The 16,218-nt window shown below is 33.4% G+C and carries 18 protein-coding genes; 9 read left to right on the top strand and 9 right to left on the bottom strand.

The features are described 5' to 3' along the window. Nucleotides 1-82: 82 nt before the first annotated feature. Nucleotides 83-1,309, bottom strand: a complete 1,227-nt coding sequence (locus OZP10_RS06450; RefSeq protein WP_281633970.1) for a bifunctional folylpolyglutamate synthase/dihydrofolate synthase — start codon at nt 1,307-1,309, stop codon at nt 83-85. Between the two features lie 130 nt (nt 1,310-1,439). Between OZP10_RS06450 and OZP10_RS06445 the strand changes: the two genes are divergently transcribed. From OZP10_RS06445 to OZP10_RS06430, 4 genes are all read left to right on the top strand, one after another. Beyond that, nucleotides 1,440-2,135 (top strand): MotA/TolQ/ExbB proton channel family protein, encoded by a 696-nt coding sequence (locus OZP10_RS06445; protein WP_281633969.1) that lies wholly within the window; start codon nt 1,440-1,442, stop codon nt 2,133-2,135. A 3-nt stretch (nt 2,136-2,138) separates the two neighbouring features. Continuing rightward, entirely contained in the window at nt 2,139-2,534 is a 396-nt protein-coding gene (locus tag OZP10_RS06440; RefSeq protein ID WP_008464192.1) for an ExbD/TolR family protein, read from the top strand. A gap of 110 nt (nt 2,535-2,644) precedes the next feature. Further along, on the top strand, nt 2,645-2,881 hold the full coding sequence (locus OZP10_RS06435; RefSeq protein WP_281633968.1) for a hypothetical protein: 237 nt from the start codon (nt 2,645-2,647) through the stop codon (nt 2,879-2,881). A gap of 13 nt (nt 2,882-2,894) precedes the next feature. Next, nucleotides 2,895-3,620, top strand: coding sequence for an integrase core domain-containing protein (locus OZP10_RS06430; RefSeq protein ID WP_281633967.1), 726 nt, complete (start codon nt 2,895-2,897; stop codon nt 3,618-3,620). 253 nt (nt 3,621-3,873) lie between these two features. Here OZP10_RS06430 and OZP10_RS06425 read toward each other — a convergent pair whose 3' ends face one another. From OZP10_RS06425 to OZP10_RS06415, 3 genes are all read right to left on the bottom strand, one after another. After that, nucleotides 3,874-4,779, bottom strand: coding sequence for an energy transducer TonB (locus OZP10_RS06425; protein WP_281633966.1), 906 nt, complete (start codon nt 4,777-4,779; stop codon nt 3,874-3,876). 171 nt (nt 4,780-4,950) lie between these two features. Continuing rightward, nucleotides 4,951-6,177 carry a Glu/Leu/Phe/Val dehydrogenase dimerization domain-containing protein gene (locus tag OZP10_RS06420; protein ID WP_281633965.1) on the bottom strand — a complete coding sequence of 409 codons (1,227 nt, stop codon included), beginning with the start codon at nt 6,175-6,177 and terminating at the stop codon, nt 4,951-4,953. A 142-nt stretch (nt 6,178-6,319) separates the two neighbouring features. After that, a complete protein-coding gene (locus tag OZP10_RS06415) occupies nt 6,320-6,895 on the bottom strand; it encodes a chalcone isomerase family protein (protein WP_177211975.1) in 576 nt (191 codons plus the stop codon). A gap of 490 nt (nt 6,896-7,385) precedes the next feature. Here OZP10_RS06415 and OZP10_RS06410 point away from each other — a divergent pair, with 490 nt between their 5' ends. The 5 genes from OZP10_RS06410 (at nt 7,386) to OZP10_RS06390 (ending at nt 11,383) form a co-directional block, all read left to right on the top strand. Continuing rightward, on the top strand, nt 7,386-8,528 hold the full coding sequence (locus OZP10_RS06410) for an acyl-CoA dehydrogenase (protein ID WP_281633964.1): 1,143 nt from the start codon (nt 7,386-7,388) through the stop codon (nt 8,526-8,528). A 141-nt stretch (nt 8,529-8,669) separates the two neighbouring features. Then, nucleotides 8,670-9,647 carry a M28 family peptidase gene (locus OZP10_RS06405; protein WP_281633963.1) on the top strand — a complete coding sequence of 326 codons (978 nt, stop codon included), beginning with the start codon at nt 8,670-8,672 and terminating at the stop codon, nt 9,645-9,647. Nucleotides 9,648-9,682: 35 nt separating this feature from the next. After that, entirely contained in the window at nt 9,683-10,360 is a 678-nt protein-coding gene (locus OZP10_RS06400) for an SDR family NAD(P)-dependent oxidoreductase (RefSeq protein WP_281633962.1), read from the top strand. Nucleotides 10,361-10,387: 27 nt separating this feature from the next. Beyond that, on the top strand, nt 10,388-10,756 hold the full coding sequence (locus OZP10_RS06395) for a four helix bundle protein (protein WP_177211979.1): 369 nt from the start codon (nt 10,388-10,390) through the stop codon (nt 10,754-10,756). A gap of 12 nt (nt 10,757-10,768) precedes the next feature. Then, nucleotides 10,769-11,383 (top strand): SprT-like domain-containing protein, encoded by a 615-nt coding sequence (locus OZP10_RS06390; protein ID WP_281633961.1) that lies wholly within the window; start codon nt 10,769-10,771, stop codon nt 11,381-11,383. Between the two features lie 97 nt (nt 11,384-11,480). On the opposite strand, the gene OZP10_RS06385 is transcribed toward OZP10_RS06390, so the two are convergent. The 5 genes from OZP10_RS06385 to OZP10_RS06365 form a co-directional block, all read right to left on the bottom strand. After that, a complete protein-coding gene (locus OZP10_RS06385; RefSeq protein WP_177211981.1) occupies nt 11,481-12,245 on the bottom strand; it encodes an ABC transporter ATP-binding protein in 765 nt (254 codons plus the stop codon). After that, a complete protein-coding gene (locus tag OZP10_RS06380; RefSeq protein WP_012022541.1) occupies nt 12,245-12,991 on the bottom strand; it encodes an MlaE family ABC transporter permease in 747 nt (248 codons plus the stop codon). Before OZP10_RS06380 ends, OZP10_RS06385 begins: the two co-directional genes overlap by 1 nt. A 79-nt stretch (nt 12,992-13,070) precedes the next feature. Next, entirely contained in the window at nt 13,071-13,919 is an 849-nt protein-coding gene (locus OZP10_RS06375; RefSeq protein ID WP_281633960.1) for a glycosyltransferase family 2 protein, read from the bottom strand. Nucleotides 13,920-14,007: 88 nt separating this feature from the next. Next, complete coding sequence (locus OZP10_RS06370) at nt 14,008-14,535, bottom strand: methyltransferase (protein ID WP_177212549.1); 528 nt, start codon at nt 14,533-14,535, stop codon at nt 14,008-14,010. A gap of 285 nt (nt 14,536-14,820) precedes the next feature. Beyond that, a complete protein-coding gene (locus tag OZP10_RS06365) occupies nt 14,821-15,879 on the bottom strand; it encodes a 3-oxoacyl-ACP synthase III family protein (protein ID WP_281633959.1) in 1,059 nt (352 codons plus the stop codon). Nucleotides 15,880-16,218 lie beyond the last annotated feature (339 nt).

Here is a 16,218-nt window from a genome sequence, read left to right as displayed (position 1 = left end):
AAAAAATAGTTTATATCTCCTTGTTTATGAATTTGTTATTAAAATGATTTTTTTGAAGTTTTTTCTACATCAAAAGTATATTTTAGTTCAAAGGCAATTCGGCAACAACAAAAGTGCTTCCGCCAACGTAAATAAAATCATTTTCAGAAGCATTTTTCTTCGCTTCCGCGAAAGCGACGGCAACAGAATCGTATTTTTCTCCAATTAAATCGAATTTTTCCGCCGCATTCTTTAAAGTTTCGGCCGGCAAAGCTCGTGACGAATCTGGATGGCAGAAATAATATTGCGCATCTTTCGGGAAAAGTGGCAAAATAGAATCCAAGTCTTTATCATTTACAACTCCCAAAACAATATGAAGTTTCTTGTATTTTTCGTTTTTCAGCTGATTCATTACAACCGATAATCCGTGTTTGTTGTGTGCCGTGTCGCAGATAATTTTTGGGTTTTCTCCCAATTGCTGCCATCTGCCTTGCAAACCAGTATTTTTTACAACACGCAATAAACCTTCTTTTAATTGTTCGGTCGAAATTTTAAAGTTGGTTTCGTTATTCAAAATCGAAATCGTCTGCTGAACCGTTTTTTTATTGTGAAACTGATAATCTCCAATCAAGTCCGACAAATAAATCTGATCAATCAAATCTGAAGCAAAAGAAATTGGCGCGTTATTTTCTTCAGCTTTAGCCAAAAACACAGGTTTAGTTTCATCGGTATATTCGCCAATAACAACAGGAACATTCGGTTTTATAATTCCCGCTTTTTCACCTGCAATAGCTTCCAGAGTATTTCCTAAAAACTGAGTATGATCTAAACCAATATTAGTAATTACCGAAACCAAAGGCGTAATAATATTGGTAGCGTCTAATCTTCCGCCAAGACCGACTTCGATAATAGCAATATCCACTTTTTCTACCGCAAAATAATCAAATGCCAAACCAACCGACATTTCGAAGAAACTCATATCATTAGCTTCAAAAAAATCTTTGTGTTTTGCTATGAATTCAATCACAAATTCTTCTGAAATTTCTTTCCCGTTTATTTTAATTCTTTCTCTAAAATCTTTCAAGTGCGGAGAAGTATACAAACCTACTTTGTAACCTGCTTCCTGTAAAACAGAAGAAAGCATGTGCGAAGTAGAACCTTTTCCGTTTGTTCCTGCAACATGAATGCATCGCAATCTGTTTTGCGGATTATCAAGATGAGCTGCCAACAATTTGATATTCGTTAAATCTTCTTTATACGCAGAAGCACCTTGCAATTGGTACATTGGAAGCTGATTAAACATCCAATTGGTAGTTTCTTGATAGTTCATTTGTTTAGATAAAATGGTTGTTGATTGAAATAAATTTCGATTTTTGTAGTTTAATATTACAGCGAAAATTATCTTTATTGCAAATTTCAAATATTTTTTAGAATTAATTATTAAAAACCAGAATTAATATATGTTTAGTTTTATTCAGTTACAAACAGATACAATCGCAAATGCTTCAAATGTAGTGATCGAGAAGGTTGCAGCACCGCAAAATGAAATTTCAATGTTTGGTTTCATCACGAAAGGGGGAGTGTTCTTAATTCCAATCGCGATTTTATTGTTTTATACGATCTACCTGATTTTTGAACGTTATATGTACATTAGCCGTGCTTCAAGAATCGACAGCAGATTGATGCAGGATATTGGCGAAAAATTACATTCTGGAAATATTGAGTTGGCAAGAACAATTGTAGAAAGAAATAATACTGCAGCTGGAAATATCTTAAAAGAAGGCGTTCTAGTAATAGGAAGACCAATTGCTGAAATTGAATCCAACATGGATCGGGCAGCCGATATCGAGATTGGCGAAATGGAAAGACATTTAGGTCATCTTGGACTTATCGCAGGTATTGCGCCAACGTTAGGTTTTATCGGGACGATTTCTGGGGTTATCAAGATTTTCTACAGTATTTCGGTTACTGAAAATATTAGTATCGGAAACATTTCTGGAGGTTTGTACGAGAAAATGATCAGTTCTGGTTCTGGATTAATTGTGGGTATTATTGCTTATAGCGCTTACCACTTATTAAACGGAAAGATCGATAATTTTGCTTTAAAAATTCAGAAGCAGATTTTAGAATTTGTCAATATAATTCAAAGAGCATAAGCCATGTCTATTAAAAGAAAAAGAAGATTTCACGCCGAAGTAGCGACTTCATCTTTGAGCGATATCATGTTTTTCCTGCTGTTGTTTTTCTTAATTATCTCAACACTGGCAAATCCGAATGTGATCAAGATGACATTGCCAAAAGCAAAAGCAAATGAAAAGACCAATAAGCAGCTAATTAGTTTATCGGTTACCGAAGATAAAAAGTTCTACATAGACAAACAGGAAGTAGATTTTGAAAATCTAGAAACCAGTTTAATGTCAAAAATAGGAACAGACAAAGAACAAACTGTCGTAGTTCGAATTCCGTTTAATCTGCAAGTTCAAGACTTAGTAGATGTTTTACAGATAGGAGTGAAGAATAATTTGAAGTTTGTTATTGCAACTAGTCCGAAATAGTCATTGCGAGGAACGAAGTAATCACATTAAGGAATGTGTCACAATCTTGTCATTTCTGTAAATGTTAGATAATTCGGTAACAAAATTTAACTTTAATAAATTTTGTTACGATGAGAAATAATAGTCAGGATTCGACATTAGAGCGGAACTATTTAGAGAAATATCGTTTTCTAATAAAAGAATATGAACAGGTAAAAAGCAAAACTCATCCGCTTTATAAAAAAGCAATGGATTTTTATACAGCCAATGACACCTGCAGAAAAAGTTTTTTAAAGTATTACAATCGCTATAAGCAGAGCGGAAAGCCAATAGATTTACTGCCCCAAAAGCGGGGATCCAAGATATAAAACCAGACGCCCTTTGCCTTTTATAGAACAAAAAGTAATCGAATTAAGAGAAAAAGGAAACAGCAGATATGAAATTGTTAGTATATTGAGTCCCAAATTAGGAAAGCATACGCCTTCCTATTCAGGAGTTTATAATATTTTAAAACGTCATAAAATAAACAGATTAACTCCGAAGATTAAAAAGAATCATCAGAAAATAATCAAGGAAAGAATGGGACAGCTGGGTCATATTGATTGCCATTATTTAAGCAAAAGCATAATTCGCGGAGAAAACAAAAAGCTTTATTTAGTCTGTGTAATTGATGATTACAGCCGGATTGCCTGGGCAGAATTAGTTTCAGATATTACCAGTTTAACCGTAATGTTTGCTTCATTAAAATGTTTAAATATCTTAAGCAGCCATTATGAAATAAAATTTGAAGAGATATTATCTGATAATGGAGCTGAATTTGGACCTAAAACAAGCAAGGTAAAAAACAATCATCCTTTTGAAAGAATGCTAATGGAATTAGGCATAGTGCACAGATATACAAAGCCATATAGACCACAGACAAATGGTAAAGTCGAAAGGTTTTGGAGAACTCTGGAAGAGGATTTATTGAGAGACACAGATTTTGATTCTCAAGAAGAACTAAAAGAGGAATTGCTCCAATATTTATATTATTACAATCATGAAAGACCACATCAGGGAATTGATGGAAAAAAGCCAATCGAAATGATAAATCCGTTACCGAAATAAGTAACTTTTACAATTTCGACGGAGGAGAAATCTCCACAAGTAGCTCCGCAACGAAAATCCAATCTTTGTAGAGCTTCTCGCGAAGATTTCTCCTCCGTCGAAATGACAAACTAGGCGAAGTGAGCGAGTTGAAACAAAACGACATAGAAAAAGGCTTTCAGAATTTCTGAAAGCCTTTTTTTATGATAACAGATTTAGTGTAAATCTGTGACTCGAGCCCGAAGGGCGAACAGACGAAGTAAATTCGTGTTTTTTAATCCAAACTAAAATTATAAATAATTTTTCCAACTTGTTTTGCCGCAGCATTCGAATCAGCAGACCATTTGGTATTTAATGCTGCAATTTTAGCTTGCTCCAATAAACAACTTGCCGTATTGGTTGTTCCTTTTACTCCAGGCGTTGCACTTATGGTTTTTCCGTTTTGGTCGACCGTAACTTCAACCACTACTTTTCCTTCTTCATTACAAGTATATTTTGGTGCTGGTTTAGATAATGCTTTTCGTCCGTTCAAAGAATATCCAGAACCTCCGCCAGAACCGCCACCAGTTCCTGCTCCGTAACCGCTTCCGGTGCCAATGCCATTTCCAGTTCCGTTACCGCCTCCGGTTCCTCCGCCAGAACCACCAGAACCATAATATCCGTTTGAGTTTAAACTACCGTTTGATTTTCCTTTATTTCCTGCTGCTTTATCATCTCCGTCTCCGCCTTTGTTTGAGCCTTTCATAATACTTGCTAAAGCATCGTTAGTAGAGTTAGAAACTTTTGGTTTTTCCGGTACAGGTTTTTGTATCGGTTTTTCAACAGGAACGGGCTTCTTCGGTTTTTCTTTTGTCGGAATTACAACATCATTTTCTGTTGTCGTGTTTTCCTGCGTAATGATCGATTCTTCTTCAGGAATTGCTTTTGCAGGAGCTTGTTTTACATTGTTTTTTACATCCAAAACTTCGCTTTTATAATTGGCACCAGAACCTAAATCGCTATCTCCGAAATTTACAGTTACGCCTCCGCCACCTCCGCCGCCATCTGCAAGGGCAACATTATTTTCAGGATTATATGGAGGCCAAAAACGTATAAAAAATAGCAACGCAATAACGACCGCATAAATAGCGATTGTGAATAGTAATGATTTCTTTTGATCTGAAGAAATAGAGGAACTCATTTAAATTCTGAATTTTGAAATGTATTATTTTAAAAACGTTTAAAAGTAGTAAAAATTGTTTACAATGAAAGAGGGAATTTAACTGCAATCCCGATAGCCATCGGGATTGCGGTTAAAAAAAACGAGCCAAATAGAAATCTGGCCCGTTTATATATTAAAGTGTAGAATATATTACACTAACTGTTTCAATGCAATCTCAAAAGCAGTTGCACTAATATTTGTTTTAGACGAACTCAAAGCGTGAGCTTTAACAATCGCATTTTTAATTGTATCTGATGTGTCATTAAAAATTGCCTCGTCTGTCATTTGAACTTTTTTCTCCATGAAATAAGCAAAAACTCTTGCCATTCCGCAGTTTGAAATAAAGTCTGGAATTAAACTTACTTTACGGTCTACTTCTTCCATGATAGAACCAAAGAAAATTTCTTTGTCAGCAAAAGGAACATTGGCTCCACAAGAAATTACTTCTAATCCGTTTGCGATCAAGCTGTCAATTTGCGCTTGAGTAACCAATCTTGAAGCCGCGCAAGGAGTGAAAATCTCAGCACCAATTGTCCAGATTTTAGAATTGATTTCCTCAAACGGAATCATATTGTCGGCAACTAGTTTATTTCCGTCTTTATTTAAAAACAAGCTTCTGATTTCTTCAAAAGAAAAACCTTCTTCTTTTATTAATCCGCCATCGCGATCAATGATTCCGATAACTTTTGCTCCCATTTCAGCTAAATAAAAAGCTGCTGCCGAACCTACGTTTCCAAAACCTTGAACGATTGCTTTTTTACCTTTAATGTCTCCACCGTAAGTTGCGTAAAAATGACGAACTGCCTCTGCAACACCAAAACCAGTAATCATATCAGCAACTGTATATTTTCTAGTTACGTCTGGTGAGAATTTAGGGTTTTCAATCACTTTAATTACACCTTGACGTAATTGCCCAATTCTATTAATTTTATCAGCTTCAGTTGGCTTAAAGTGTCCATTAAAAACACCTTCCTGCGGATGCCAAACACCACATTCTTCCGTCATTGGAATTACTTCGTGAATCTCATCAACATTTAAATCTCCTCCAGTTCCATAGTAGCTTTTCAATAAAGGAGAAACGGCTTTGTACCAACGTTGCAAAACACCTTTTTTGCGAGGATCGTTCGGATCAAAATTTATTCCAGATTTAGCTCCTCCAATTGCAGGACCAGAAACTGAGAATTTAACTTCCATAGTTTTAGCCAAAGACAAAACTTCGTTCATGTCTAGGCCTTTTCTCATTCTTGTTCCTCCACCCGCAGCTCCTCCACGAAGTGAATTAATAACAGTCCACCCTTCGGCTTCTGTTTCTGAATCTTTCCAATTGAAAACAATTTCAGGTGCTTTGTTTTCAAATTGTTGTAATAAATCTTTCATTTTGTTGTGATATGTTTATTTTGCGTAAATGTATAAAATAGAATAATGCGAATAATGTATTTTGCAGCAAATTTATAAAACATAAAAGAAAAGCCGAAAACTATTTGGTTTTCGGCTTTTTGAATATTTAAAAAATTAAGAACTATTGTCCTAATAAGTGTTTTTTCAAAGTTTCGTCTACTGGTTTGTCAGAAAGCCAGATTCCGAATAATGCTTTTTTGAAATCGAATCCAGGGATTTTTCCTTTTAAAACTTCATTTTTACTTATGTAAACATTTTGATCTAAAGGGTTATATGCTAAAATGAAAACATCTTTTTCTGTAATGGCATCGCTTAGATAACTTTTTAACTGCTCGATTCTTGGACGTAACTGCTCAAGATTTGCACCCGCAGATTTTTCAAAACCTGTGTTCATAGCTTTTGTCAATTTGTTTGAAGAAACCATAGAAGAAGTAATTTCTATTCGAACCGCCATTTCAGTATCACTGTCAATAATGAATTGTGGGTCTTGAGTCAATTGAGATAAATACAATGCCTGAACATAAACTTCCAACCACATTTTTGATCTTCCACCTGCTCCATTTAATTGTAATGATTTGCCTTGAAAATCTATTTTTCTAGGTACGGTTACACCATTAACATCAATTTGGGTTTGCGCTGAAACAGTCGAAAATTGCAAGCTTAAAAGCATTGTCAGCAAAAGTAAAATCTTTTTCATGTTCTATCAATTATTTATTTTTTGGTCAAAAATAATGTTAATTTCTTAATATTTAGCTCATATTGACAATGTTTTTTTCTTCTCAATTTGATGTTTAATTTTTGTATTACATTAGAAATCAATTTAGTAAGACTAAGTTTACGTAGTTTTACTCATTTTAAGAATTGTTTAATTTTTATTCGATTTAATTGCCTTTATTTTTTTAATTAATAATGAAAATTTAAGCTAATTTGAATCTTAAATTTTAGAAAATTTGTTGCTAAATTGATGCACTTTTGAAAAAAAAGCTAAATAATAGCGAAAACGTTATCGTAATCTTTGCTGATCTACTAATTTTGTATGCATGCATTGTAATTTACACATTTAAAAAGTATCTTTGGAAGCCTTTGAACTGAAAAGTTTAGGCACTGAAAAAAACAAAAACATAAAAAACCATCAACTAAAAAGCTCTGTTTGAAATTTGGTTGAAAAAACTTTAAAGAATACTACTATGGATTTTAATCTTACCGAAGAACATTTAATGATTCAGCAGGCAGCAAGAGATTTTGCTCAAAATGAATTATTGCCGGGAGTTATTGAACGAGACGAAAAACAAATTTTTCCAACTGAGCAAGTTAAAAAAATGGGCGAGCTTGGGTTTATGGGAATGATGGTTGATCCTAAATACGGAGGAAGTGGTCTTGATGCGATTTCTTACGTTATTGCAATGGAAGAAATTTCTAAAGTAGATGCCTCTGCTTCTGTTGTCATGTCGGTAAACAATTCGCTAGTTTGCTGGGGATTACAAGAATATGGTACCGAAGAACAAAAACAAAAATACTTGCCAGGTTTAGCTTCTGGAGAAATTCACGGAGCATTCTGTTTAAGTGAACCTGAAGCAGGAAGTGATGCTACTTCGCAAAAAACTACTGCAATTGATATGGGAGACCATTATTTAGTGAACGGTACCAAAAACTGGATTACAAACGGAAACACAGCTTCTGTATATTTAGTAATTGCGCAAACACATCCAGAATTAAAGCATAAAGGAATCAATGCTTTGATTATGACGAAAGATATGCCAGGTTTCTCAGTTGGCCCGAAAGAACAAAAAATGGGAATTCGTGGTTCTGATACACATTCTTTAATGTTTTCTGATGTTAAAGTTCCAAAAGAAAACAGAATCGGTGAAGATGGTTTCGGATTTAAATTTGCTATGAAAACTTTGGCTGGCGGTAGAATCGGAATTGCATCTCAAGCATTAGGAATTGCTTCTGGTGCTTATGAATTGGCACTAAAATATTCTAAAGAGCGTAAAGCATTTGGAACTGAAATCTGCAATCATCAGGCAATTGCTTTTAAGTTGGCAGATATGGCTGTAAACATCGAAGCGGCGCGTCATTTATGTATGAAAGCAGCTTGGGATAAAGACAATCATAAAAATTACGATGTGAGTGGTGCAATGGCAAAATTATTTGCTTCACAAGTTGCTATGGATACTTCAGTTGAAGCTGTCCAAATTCATGGAGGAAATGGATACGTGAAAGAATACCATGTAGAGCGTTTCATGCGTGATGCTAAAATCACTCAGATCTACGAAGGAACTTCTGAAATTCAAAAAATTGTAATTTCTAGAGCAGTTATTGCAGGATAAATAAATTTCAAAATAAATTTTAAAACCCTTTCAGCTTTTAGTTTGAAAGGGTTTTTTTATGAATATTCTATTACTTTTCATAAGTTTATGCCTTAAAGTAAATTTTTGTTTCTTACTCAATAATAAATCAAACCAAACATTATGAAAAAGCTATACTTTCTGCTTCCTCTTGTTTTTCTAGCATGCAAATCGGGAACTTCAACAACAAAAGAGAATGAAATAAAAGGAGTTTCAAAACCCATAGAAATCAGTTATAAAGTAAAGGAATCTGAAATTTCAGATTTTCTAAAATATCTTTCTTCTGATGAATTAGAAGGACGTGAGACTGGAACGAAAGGAATTGAAAAAGCGGCCGTTTTCTTGGAAGACTTTTTAAAGAAAAATAAAATTAAACCGTATTTTAAAACTTATCGTGATACTTTGACAAATTTCGAAAAGCCAGCGTTTAATATTGTTGGGGTTATTGAAGGAACAGATCCCGAACTAAAAAAAGAATTTGTTGTATTGAGCGCGCATTACGATCATATTGGTTTAGAGACAAAAGATCAGGCTGATAAAATTAATAATGGTGCCAATGATGATGCTTCGGGAGTAACTTCTGTAGCTGCAATGGCAAAATATTTTAGCACCACTAAAGCTAACAAACGAAGTATATTAATTGTATTTTTTGCGGGAGAAGAAAAAGGATTATTAGGATCTAAAAGTTTAGTAGAGAAATTGAAAAAGCAAAATTTCAATCTTTACACGCAATTAAATATCGAAATGATTGGTGTGCCAATGAAACGAGATTATCTAGCTTACATTACTGGTTTTGATAAATCGAACATGGCACAGAAAATAAATGAATACACAGGAAAAAATACCATCGGATTTTTACCTAAAGAAGCAGAATATAAGCTGTTTTATAGATCTGATAATTATTCGTTTTTTCAGGCTTTCGGAAAACCATGTCAATCTCTAAGTACTTTTGATTTTGAAAATTTTGATTTTTATCATCATGTTTCAGATGAATTCAAATTAATGGACATTCCTCATATTACGGCTTTCACGCAGGAATTATTGCCAGCGGTAACAAAAATTGCCGTTTCTCCAACGCAAGAAATAACCATGAACAAATAAGAAGCTGTTTTACATCATTTGATTATTTTTGCTCCATGAAAAATATTATTGTTACCGGAACGAGTAGAGGAATTGGTTATGAATTGGCATTGCAGTTTGCAAATGCAGGAAATCAAGTATTGGCGATTTCGAGAAAAATACCAAAAACACTTTTAGAACATCAAAATGTAACTTGTCTGTCGGTTGATTTGGCAGACGAAACCACTTTGCATGAAGTAGAAAGTTTTCTTTCTTCAACATGGAAAAAAGTAGATGCAGTAGTTCATAATGCAGGTGCATTACTTTTAAAACCTTTTGCAGAAACTACACAGGCAGATTTTGAAAGCATTTATAAAGTGAATGTTTTTGCTGTCGCTAATTTGACTAGAATTTGTCTTCCGTATTTAGGAAAAGGAAGTCATGTTGTAACAATCAGTTCTATTGGCGGAGTTCGCGGAAGTTTGAAATTTGCTGGATTGGCAGCTTACAGTTCTAGTAAAGGAGCGGTTATTACTTTAAGCGAACTATTAGCGGAAGAATACAAAGAGCAAGGAATCTCATTTAATGTTTTGGCTTTAGGTTCTGTTCAAACAGAAATGCTAAACGAAGCATTTCCAGGATATCAAGCACCGATTTCAGCAGAAGGAATGGCAACTTATATTTATGATTTTACACTTAACGGTAATAAATATTTTAATGGAAAGGTATTAGAAGTTTCTTCAACGAATCCGTAAATAGTTATGAATTATGAGTTTTGAATTATGAGTGAGAGTATTGTAAAAACTAAAAGTTTTGAGTTAGCTGTAAGAGGAGTTAATTTTTATAAATGGCTAGTTGCAGAAAGGAAAGAATTTGTAATGAGTAAGCAGTTTTTGCGTTCGGTTACTTCAGTCGGTGCCAATGTTCGGGAAGCAGTGAATGCTCAAAGCAAACCTGATTTTATTCATAAATTATCGATTTCTCAAAAAGAATGTGATGAATCAATGTATTGGTTGGAAATATTGATTGCTACGAATTATATTTCTAATGCGGAATTTGAATCAATGCACAAGCAATGTGAAGAAGTGCTAAAAATCATAAAAAGTATAATTTTAACGACAAAGAAAAAACTCATAACTCAAAACTCATAATTCATAATTAAATTGAGCGATACTTTAGCGAAATATATCCCAGAACATGCAGTAAAACCCGTTTTCGATTTGATAGTGGCCAATCAGGTTCATTTGAAGATTGTAAACGAACGTCAGACGCGTCATGGAGATTATAGACGCGGACCAAGCGGTAAGCATGAAATTACGGTCAATGCAAGTTTAAATAAATACAGATTTTTAATTACGCTGATTCACGAAATTGCACATTTAGTTGCTTTTGAAAAGTTTGGACGTAATATAAAGCCACATGGCAATGAATGGAAGTATACTTTTCAGCGTTTAATGGTTCCGTTTATTCGGCCAGAAATATTTCCGGGACAGATTTTACCTTTGCTAGCAAGACATTTTAAAAACCCATCTGCAAGTAGTGATACAGATACCACTTTGTCTTTGGCTTTAAAGCAATACGACAAAGAAAATGATAAAAATTACGTTTTCGAAATTCCTTACGGAAGTATTTTTAGAATTAAGAATGGTAAAGTCTTTAAAAAAATAGCCGTTAGAACAAAGCGATTTGAGTGTTTAGAAATCAGTTCTGGAAAGACGTATCTTTTTAATCCGAATGCTGAGGTTGAATTAATTACTTTGAAAAATTCCAATACCTAAATTTCAAATTCCAATTACTGGAGAAGTCAATAAAAAAATCCCAAATTCCAATAAGCAACTTGGAGTTTGGGATTTTTAATATTTTGGGATTTAAAGTCTATAGTCCTTTTAAATAAGCTTCTCGTACTTTCTTAAATAAGTTTGAAGAATATACGAATTTAACTATTGCTTCATTATCGGTTTTAAAGATTTCTTCTTTAGTTCCCTGCCAAGCTTTTAAGCCTTTCTTTAGAAAAACAATATTTTCACCGATTTCCATCACGGAGTTCATATCGTGCGTGTTGATTACGGTTGTAATATTATATTCTTTTGTAATTTCCTGAATCAGGTTGTCAATCAAAGTCGAAGTATTTGGATCTAATCCAGAGTTTGGTTCATCACAAAACAAATATTTCGGATTGTTTACAATAGCTCTCGCAATAGCCACACGTTTTTGCATACCTCCAGAAATCTCAGAAGGTAATTTTTTGTGAGCGTCAACAAGATTTACTCTTTCTAAAACAAAGTCAACTCTTTCTTTAATTTGCGCTTTGCTATTATTGGTGAACATTTTTAACGGGAAAGCTACATTTTCTTCAACTGTCATTGAGTCAAATAAAGCAGAACCCTGAAATACCATTCCGATTTCAGTTCTTAATTCACGTTTTTCATCTTTATCTAAATCAGAATAAACTCTACCGTCAAATTCAATTGTTCCCGAATCTGGTGTATGAATTCCCAATAAAGTTTTTAATAAAACTGTTTTTCCAGATCCACTTTGTCCAATAATCAAGTTTGTTTTTCCAGTTTCAAATACCGTCGAAACGCCTTTTAAAACTTTACTGTCGCCAAATGATTTCTCTATATTTTTTACTTCTATCATTATCCTAATAATAATTGAGTTAATATATAATTTAGAAGGATAATAGTAACAGATGTCCATACAAATGACGTTGTACTTGCCTTACCAACTTCTAATGCACCACCTTTCATATAATAACCATGAAAAGATGGAATTGTTGCCAATAACATCGCAAATATTAAAGTCTTGATAAATGCATAAGTAATATGAAACGGTATGAAATCTTTTTGAGCTCCCATAATAAAATCTGCACCAGTTGAAAATCCTCCGTAAGCACAAGCAAGCCATCCACCAAAAATTCCTAAAAACATACTAATTCCAATAACAAAAGGGTACATTAATAAAGCAATAATTTTAGGGAATACAAGATAATTTACAGAGTTAACCCCCATAACTTCTAAAGCATCAATTTGTTCTGTAACGCGCATTGTTCCGATACTTGAAGTGATGTAAGATCCCATTTTACCGGCCATAATTACCGAAATAAAAGTCGGAGCAAATTCCAAAACTACAGATTGACGTGTAGCAAAACCAATAAGATATTTAGGAATTAATGGGTTAGTTAAGTTTAAAGCTGTTTGAATGGCAACAACTCCTCCAATGAAAAAAGATATAAAGCAAACAATTCCAAGGGAGTCAATAATCAAATCATCGATTTCTTTGAAAATTAAATTTTTCATAACAGGCCATTTAGTCTGTTTATTGAAAATTTCTTTCAGCATTAAAAAATATTTTCCTATTTGGGATAAATAACGAATTAGCATCATAAGTTTTAAATATTGGCTAAGGTAAAAAGAAGTTATGAGTTATGAGTTATGAGTTCAGTTTTTTCGAGTGTTTTACTGATCAAATTAACTTTTCTTTCATTTTTTTTAAACGATAATTTTTAATAAACTTAGCTTGTTCGGGAGTTACTAATAAAGGAGTTTTTGCGCTTTTTGCTTTCATAAATCCTTTAATGTAATCTAAAAATAGAAATGGTTTTTTCTTCATCATTGCCAGTTTTGCCGAAGCAATCGCTGTGATCCAAAAACCATAACCTAAAGTATAAAAAGCTTCGCCTTGTTTGTAACGAGCTGTTTTGTTGTAGTTTGCACCTGTCGGTTTTAGGTGTTTTACATGTAAAGATTCGTCGGTAACTATTTTCCAATCGTAATACTTGCAAAGCAATTCGTCTACAGTATCCCATCCCATTGCTGGTCGTAAACCACCGATTTGCTGGAAAGTTTCTTTTCGATACGCTTTCAAAGCACCACGAATATGATCTTTATCGGTTAGGTTTTCTAAAACCCATTCGCCATTTTTATCAATATAGCAGAATCCGCCAGCCATTCCGATTTTAGGATCAGACTCAAAATGTTTGATTATGGTTTCAAAATAGTTTGGAGGAAAAATTAAGTCGCCGTCTATTTTTACAATAATATCATAATCAGAATCCAGAGTTTCAAAACCTTTCTGAAAAGCCTGAATTACTTTACTTCCCGGCAAATGAATGGCATCAGAAGTTTTGTTTACAACAGAAATGTATGGGTTTTCTTTTGCAAAACCCAGTACAACTTCTTCTGTTTTATCTGTAGAATTGTCATTTACAACCACAACTTTTGTAGGCAGAACAGTTTGAGTAACTAGAGACTGTAATGTTAAGCCAATTAGATTTTCTTCGTTGTGTGCGGGAATGACGATGTAATATTTCATTTTAAGAATTTTAGATTTTAGATTTTAGATTTTAGATTGTGTGGAAATCATCTAAAAATCAAAAATCAAAAATCGTTAATCTGCAATCTTAGTTCTTAACTTTTTCCGCGACAACAATATAATATCTCGGAGTGAAGTATCTTAATAATGGTCTGATTCCAAGTTTTTTTACTGGATGTGTAAATTGAAGACGATCTGTGATTTTCCATCCTGTTTTTTCTAAAAGCCAGTCCAACTGCCAATCTTCAAATTCATGATAATGTCTGTCCCACATATCTGTTTTAGAACGATAAGCAGGCGAAAACCATAAACGTAACGGAATTGAAATTAACAATTTATCACACTTTACATTTTGCAAAATAGTGTACGGATTTAGTAAATGTTCGAAAATTTCAAAAGCTGTAAAAACGGTATAATCTTCTGTTTGTAAAGCCGTTTGGTCGTTGTCTAAATCTTCTCCTTTTGTATTTTTTACAGTATAACCGTTTTCTTCCATTATTTTTGAAAATGGATTTGGAACACCAAAATCAAAAATGGTTTCAGATGTGCTAACGTGCTTTTTTAAAAACTCTAAAGTAAGTTTGAATCTTTTATTCGGAAACGTTTTTTCGTACATATTCATTGTGAACGAATTAATCTCTCGTTCATGATTTGTTAATTAGGTCGCAAATATACTAAAAAAGTAATCAGTGTTCAGTTTTTAGTATTCAGTTACAATGCTAAGTTTTAAAATGAATTTCTCGCAAAGACGCGAAGTCGCAAAGTTTTGATAAAAAAATAAACCATATAAGTAATGTAAGTTCAATTAAGAGAAAACTTAATATATCTTGTATTACTTATATGGTTTAAAAAAAATTTCGCGACTTCGCGACTTTGCGAGATTATTTCGCTCGGCTTAATTTTAATATCTATAAACAAAGGCATTAATGTTCATACCAGCTCCAACTGAAGCAAAAATAAGAATATCACCTTTGTTGATTTCATGATTTTCAACTTTTCCCTGAAGTATTAAATCATACAATGTCGGAACAGTTGCAACACTACTATTTCCTAAATCGTGAATACTCATTGGCATGATATCCTTAGGAGCCGTTTTGTCGTATAGTTTGTAGAAACGTTCGATGATTGCTTCGTCCATTTTTTCGTTTGCTTGATGAATCAGGATTTTTTTCACTTCATCTATTGCAATTCCGCTTTTATCTAAACAGCTTTTCATCGCACATGGTACATTGCTTAAAGCAAATTCGTAGATTTTGCGACCGTACATCTTAATGTATTTCGTATCTGGATCTAAATCTTTATTGTATGATTTTCCGAAGAAAAGATAATTGGCTTCATCAGTTGCATAAGTCGCGCTTTCATAAGCTAATAATCCAGCTTCATCAGTTGAGGCTTCTAAAATTGAAGCACCAGCACCATCAGAATAAATCATCGAATCACGATCGTGATCATCAACAACTCTTGATAGCGTTTCAGCTCCAATGACCATAACTCTTTTTGCCATTCCAGATTTGATGAAAGCATTGGCTTGTAAAACACCTTCGATCCATCCTGGACATCCAAAAATAATATCGTAAGCCACACACTTAGGATTTTTGATGCCTAGTTTGTTTTTAACACGTGTTGCTAAACTCGGTAAAATATCTGACTGAGTGGTTCCTGGTTTTACATCTCCAAAATTATGAGCGATGATAATATAGTCTAAAGTTTCCGCATCAATGGCAGCATTTGCAATGGCTTTTTCAGCAGCAAAAAAAGCTAAATCAGAAGCATTGTATTGCGGTTCAGCATAACGACGATTTTCAATTCCCGTAATACCTTTAAATTTTTTAATAACAACTTCGTTCGGATAACCAAAAGGAGTTCCATCCTCATTTAAAAAAACATGTTTATCAAAATCTGTGTTTTTTACTTCTAGATTAGGAATATAGCTCCCAATACCAATAATTTTTATTTTCATTTTTCCCTTTAATTATCCGATAAATTTAATGCTAATGTATAAATAATATTATGATAACTATCATAAAAAATACTATGCATGCATATAATTGTCAAAAAACGATTTTTCGGTTGATATATTGTTTTTTTTCTAATGATTTTTTAATATTTCCTAGATTTCAAACGATTGAAGACGATTTGGAGGCCAATGTTTTTTGACTATTATTTCGATTTTATTGAAATAATTTCACAAAAGATTAGCAGAAAGTTATGTTTCTTTAAATCAGATTTCTTCTTTGTTGTTTGGTTTAAAAAGGTTTCAGGTTTCAAGTTATGCTGAAACTTGAAACCTGAAACCTGA

The sequence above is a fragment of the Flavobacterium luteolum genome (assembly GCF_027111275.1).
Lineage (GTDB): Bacteria > Bacteroidota > Bacteroidia > Flavobacteriales > Flavobacteriaceae > Flavobacterium > Flavobacterium luteolum.
The sequence above is the reverse complement of the archived record's forward strand: the minus strand, read 5'-3'. Positions and strand labels throughout refer to the sequence as shown.